Source organism: Mesorhizobium sp. P3_A9, from assembly GCF_056402975.1.
Genome location: NZ_JBFUGJ010000419.1, coordinates 1 through 4,599, shown reverse-complemented (window position 1 = coordinate 4,599; position 4,599 = coordinate 1). Strand labels below are relative to the sequence as shown.

At 63.1% G+C, this 4,599-nt stretch carries 7 protein-coding genes and 1 pseudogene; 5 read left to right on the top strand and 3 right to left on the bottom strand.

Annotation, left to right across the window (positions count from 1 at the left end; genetic code table 11):
• Window positions 1-282: pseudogene (locus AC1DX0_RS31510) on the bottom strand (NUDIX domain-containing protein); the annotation flags it as partial.
• Window positions 283-408: 126 nt separating this feature from the next.
• Here AC1DX0_RS31510 and AC1DX0_RS31505 point away from each other — a divergent pair.
• Window positions 409-1,170, top strand: a complete 762-nt coding sequence (locus tag AC1DX0_RS31505) for an SOS response-associated peptidase (RefSeq protein WP_477358336.1) — start codon at window positions 409-411, stop codon at window positions 1,168-1,170.
• A 71-nt stretch (window positions 1,171-1,241) separates the two neighbouring features.
• Here the strand turns inward: AC1DX0_RS31505 and AC1DX0_RS31500 are convergent, their stop codons facing one another.
• Both AC1DX0_RS31500 and AC1DX0_RS31495 read right to left on the bottom strand, forming a co-directional pair.
• Window positions 1,242-1,397, bottom strand: a complete 156-nt coding sequence (locus tag AC1DX0_RS31500; protein WP_477219424.1) for a hypothetical protein — start codon at window positions 1,395-1,397, stop codon at window positions 1,242-1,244.
• Between the two features lie 110 nt (window positions 1,398-1,507).
• A complete protein-coding gene (locus tag AC1DX0_RS31495; RefSeq protein WP_477358334.1) occupies window positions 1,508-1,663 on the bottom strand; it encodes a hypothetical protein in 156 nt (51 codons plus the stop codon).
• A gap of 151 nt (window positions 1,664-1,814) precedes the next feature.
• On the opposite strand from AC1DX0_RS31495, the gene cysS reads away from it, so the two are divergent.
• The 4 genes from cysS to AC1DX0_RS31475 form a co-directional block, all read left to right on the top strand.
• The gene (cysS, locus tag AC1DX0_RS31490; RefSeq protein WP_477358333.1) at window positions 1,815-3,251 is read left to right on the top strand and encodes a cysteine--tRNA ligase; all 1,437 of its coding nucleotides are present in this window, start codon (window positions 1,815-1,817) and stop codon (window positions 3,249-3,251) included.
• Window positions 3,248-3,634, top strand: a complete 387-nt coding sequence (locus AC1DX0_RS31485) for a VOC family protein (protein ID WP_477219421.1) — start codon at window positions 3,248-3,250, stop codon at window positions 3,632-3,634. Before cysS ends, AC1DX0_RS31485 begins: the two co-directional genes overlap by 4 nt.
• A 6-nt stretch (window positions 3,635-3,640) precedes the next feature.
• Window positions 3,641-4,132 (top strand): GFA family protein, encoded by a 492-nt coding sequence (locus AC1DX0_RS31480; protein ID WP_477219420.1) that lies wholly within the window; start codon window positions 3,641-3,643, stop codon window positions 4,130-4,132.
• Window positions 4,129-4,599 (top strand): GFA family protein (locus AC1DX0_RS31475; protein WP_477358331.1); only part of this gene is annotated, 471 nt, incomplete at its 3' end. The genes AC1DX0_RS31480 and AC1DX0_RS31475, both read left to right, overlap by 4 nt.

Sequence of the window (4,599 nt, the reverse complement as noted above, 5' to 3'; positions counted from 1 at the left end):
AGGCGGCGCCGAAGACCGTGAGGCGGTAATCGACGGGGTGGGAGTCATCCCTGCCATCGATATGGATCTCTCGAAGCGGGCGGAAGCCTGTGGCATGCAAGCCGGTCTCTTCCAACAGCTCGCGCCGTACCGCATCGTCCAGTGTCTCGTCGGCCTCGACCTTGCCGCCTGGGAAGGCATACAGCCCCTGTGAGGGTTGCCGCGCTCGCTTGACCAGCAGCACGGTGTCACCACGCACGACGGCCACCGAACGGCAGGAAGTGTCGTGCGCTGTTCGTTCATGGTTTCCGATCGGGCTCGATGGCTGGTCTGTTGTGGACCGCCCAGCATGAGGAAGCTTTAGCGGTTGCGCAACGCCGCTTCCATCGCCACCTTCAACCCGAACCATTCGAAGGGCACCAATCGACCATGTGCGGACGTTTCGCCTTGACCGCGACGCCGGATGAGACCRCTGCCTATCTGGGCTTGGCCGAGCTGGAGGGTTTCCCGCCGCGCTACAACATCGCGCCGACGCAGCCAATCCTGGTGGCGACCGCCGGTGCGCCGCGGGCGCCGGGCTCCAATTTGCCCGACCGGCAGCCGATGCTGGTTCGCTGGGGGCTCATTCCCACCTGGGTCAAGGACACCAGGGAGTTTCCACTGCTGTTCAATGCACGCTCGGAAGGCGCAAGCGAAAAGGCCTCGTTCAAGGCCGCCATGCGCCATCGCCGCGCGCTGGTGCCTGCGTCGGGCTTCTATGAATGGCGGCAGACCGGGGGCAAGAAGGGGCAACCGTACTGGATCCGCCTCAGGCATGGCGGGCTGGTCGCCTTTGCCGGCCTGATCGAGACCTATGCCGAGCCGGGCGGCTCGGAAATGGACACCGGCGCCATCCTGACGGTCAACGCCAATGCCGACATCGCGCATATCCACGACCGTATGCCGGTGGTGATCGATCCCCGGGATTTCGCTCGCTGGCTGGATTGCCGCACGCTCGAGCCGCGCGATGTTGCCGACCTGTTGCGGCCGGCGCAACTCGATTTCTTCGAGGCGATCCCCGTCTCCGACCTCGTCAACAAGGTCGCCAACACCGGTCCGGAAATTCAGGTGAGGGGCGAGATCGGGCCGGAGCCCGAGAAGGCCAAGCGCCAGAAGCCTGGCGCGGACGACAGTCAGATGACGCTGTTTTAGAGGGTGCTGCTATTGCGAGGCGTATATAAGCGCCTCATGCCCGGCGCCATTGGCGCCGGCCGCACACGGCTTCAGGCAGCGCGGGGCGATACGATTTTCGGTGTCGGCTTGTTCTTCTTCGCGGTGTGAAGAAGGGCGGCAACGATCGCGGCCGGGCCGATCGCGCGATAGTGGCTGGCCAGCGCCGGTTGCTTGGCGCGGGTGGCGTCTTGCTTGCTTCGAGACATGYTTCTCTTCCCWGGTAACRTTTTCGTGTYCGCGTTTGMCCGTYGAWTCCGACCAAATCGTGACGYYWGGTGATCTAGYCGGCGAATGTTTCATGACTGTGCCGACATGTTTAATAAAATGTTTCACTGCCTGATTCCGCGTGATCGAGCGACGCATTTGCCGGTCTTGGCGACGTTTTTCCTGGGATCAGCGGCTTGACGGCAACACTGACCAAGGCGATAAAGCCGCCCATGAAAACGTCTTTCGCCATTTGTGGCATTTGCATTATTGGCTAGCCTCGCGCTGGTCCGGACGTTTTCGCCTCATCTTTCCCCAGATTGGACAAACGCCCCGGCCAGCAGGCTGGAGTCTGATTTGCGCCTCGGCGCGGTTTGGCTCCATCCAGACAAAAAAGTTCTGAACCGGGAAGGCATGGAATGTCTGACGCATCGCAGGGCCTGCGCCTCTACAACACGCTGACGAGGACGAAAGCGGATTTCGTTCCGATCGATGCGCTGAATGTGCGCATGTATGTCTGCGGCCCCACCGTCTATGATTTCGCCCATGTCGGCAATGCCAGGCCGGTCATCGTCTTCGACGTGCTGTTCCGCTTGCTGCGTCATCTCTACGGCGAGACGCATGTCACCTATGTGCGCAACATCACCGACGTCGACGACAAGATCAACGCGCGTGCGTTGCGCGATTTCGGTGGCGAGATTTCAGCCGGAACATTGTCGCTCAACGAAGCGATCCGGCGGGTGACCGAAAAGACCGCCGACCAGTTCCACAGGGATGTCGCCACGCTCGGCTGCCTGGAGCCGACGGTCGAGCCGCGCGCCACCGAGTTCGTCGAGCCTCGCGCCGACGGCAAGGCCGACATGATCACCTTGATTCAAAGCCTGATCCAACGCGGCCATGCCTATGTCGCGGCAGGCGAAGTTCTGTTCGACACCGCGTCGATGCCGGATTACGGGCAATTGTCGAAGCGCAATCTCGACGAGCAGCAGGCCGGCGCCCGCRTCGCCGTCGACGCGCACAAGAAGARCCCCGGYGAYTTCGTSCTGTGGAARCTGTCGTCGCCGGARGAGCCGGGCTGGSASAGCCCRTGGGGMAGGGGCCGGCCGGGCTGGCACATCGARTGCTCGGCSATGTCGGCSGCCTATCTCGGCGARGTCTTCGACATYCATGGCGGCGGCCTCGACCTGATCTTCCCGCACCATGAGAACGAGATTGCCCAGTCGCGTTGCGCCCACGGCACTGATGTCATGGCCAATGTCTGGATGCACAATGGCTTCCTGCAGGTCGAGGGCCAGAAGATGTCGAAGAGCCTCGGCAATTTCTACTCGATCCACGAATTGCTGGAGACCGAGACCTTCGGCGGTCGCAGCTGGCCGGGCGAGGTGCTGCGGCTGGCGATGCTGATGACGCACTACCGCGAGCCGATCGACTTTTCCGTGCGCAAGCTGGAGGAGGCGGAGAACACGCTGCGCAAATGGAAACGCGCGGCGGACCTGGCGCCGACTGCGGCAGGGCAGGTGCCGGCGGAGGTCATCAATGCGCTGTCGGACGATCTCGCCACCTATTCCGCCTTCCAGGTGCTGACGCAGTTGGCCAGCGAGGCTGCGGACGGCAACGAGGCTGCCGCTTCGTTGAAAGCGTCGCTGCTGTTCCTTGGCTTCGATATCGCCTCGGCAGAGGTAGATGAGGACAAGGTCGCGACGGCAATCGCCAACCGCCTCGCGCTCATCGCCGCCAAAAACTGGGCTGAAGCCGACCGCATCCGCGACGAGCTTCTGGCGCAAGGTGTACAATTGAAGGACGGCAAGGATCCGGCCACCGGCGAACGCATCACCACCTGGGAGGTAAAAAGATGATCGACCATCTCGGCATCGACGTTGCCGATTTCGAGGCTTCGAAGGCTTTCTACGACAAGGCGATGGCGCCGCTTGGTGCCTCGCTGCTGTATATGGTGCCGCTGGAATACACCGGCGGCGAAAAAGTCGGTGGCTACGGCCGCGATCGGCCGGTGTTCTGGTTGCAGGAAGGCAAGGATGGCCACAAGGCCCATCAACACGTCGCCTTCACCGCGCGCAGCCGCGCCGAGGTCGACGCCTTCCATGCCGCGGCGCTTGCCGCCGGCGGCAAGGACAATGGCGGGCCGGGCCTGCGCCCGCACTATCACCCGAATTACTACGGCGCCTTCGTCTTCGATCCCGACGGCAACAATGTCGAGGCCGTCTGCCATGCGCCGGAGTGAGCTGTCATGAGCCTCGACAACCGGCCAGTCTACACCGGCGGCTGCCAGTGCGGGGCGGTGCGCTTCCGTGTCGAGGGCACGCTTGGCGACGCGTCGGTCTGCCACTGCCGCATGTGCCAGAAGGCGTTCGGCTCGTTCTATGCGCCACTGGTATCGGTGCGTGGCGCCAAGCTCGACTGGACGCGCGGCGAGCCGAAATATTTCCGCTCGTCCAGCCATGTCGATCGCGGCTTTTGCGCCAATTGCGGGACGCCGCTGACTTTCACGGCGCCTGACGGTGTTGGGCTGGCCATCGGTGCGTTCGACAATCCGGCGGAAATCGTGCCGTTGATCCAGTGGGGCACCGAAGCGAAGCTGCCCTATGTCGACACCATTCCGGAACTGCCGGGCGAGGATACGATGGCTGACATGTCATCGGCTCCCTATCTCGCCGAGCTTGTCTCCTACCAGCATCCCGATCACGACACCGACCAATGGCCGCCAGAGGAAAGACCATGACCGGGACTGTCCGAACCGGCGGCTGCCAGTGCGGCGCCGTGCGCTTCCGCATCAAGGGGGCGCTCGGGCGCCCGTCCATCTGCCATTGCCGCATGTGCCAGAAGCAGTTCGGCTCGTTCTTCGGTGCGCTGGTGACCGTGCCCAAGGATGGTGTCGAGTGGACCCATGAGGAACCGAGCTATTTCCAGTCGTCGGTCAACATCGATCGCGGTTTTTGYGCCCGCTGCGGTACACCGCTGACATACCGCCAGCCCGGCGGGCTCGAGATCGCCATCGGCGCCTTCGACGACCGCTCSGAYYTGGCGCCGCAGATYCAGGTCAACTACGCCGCSCGSCTGCCCTGGGTGGAGACGATCTTCGACCAGCCAAACCATCAGGACCCCGACTTCTACACAAGGCAGGAGCAGATCATCTCCTTCCAGCAACCCGACCACGAAACGGCGGACTGGCCGACCAAAGGTTTGCAG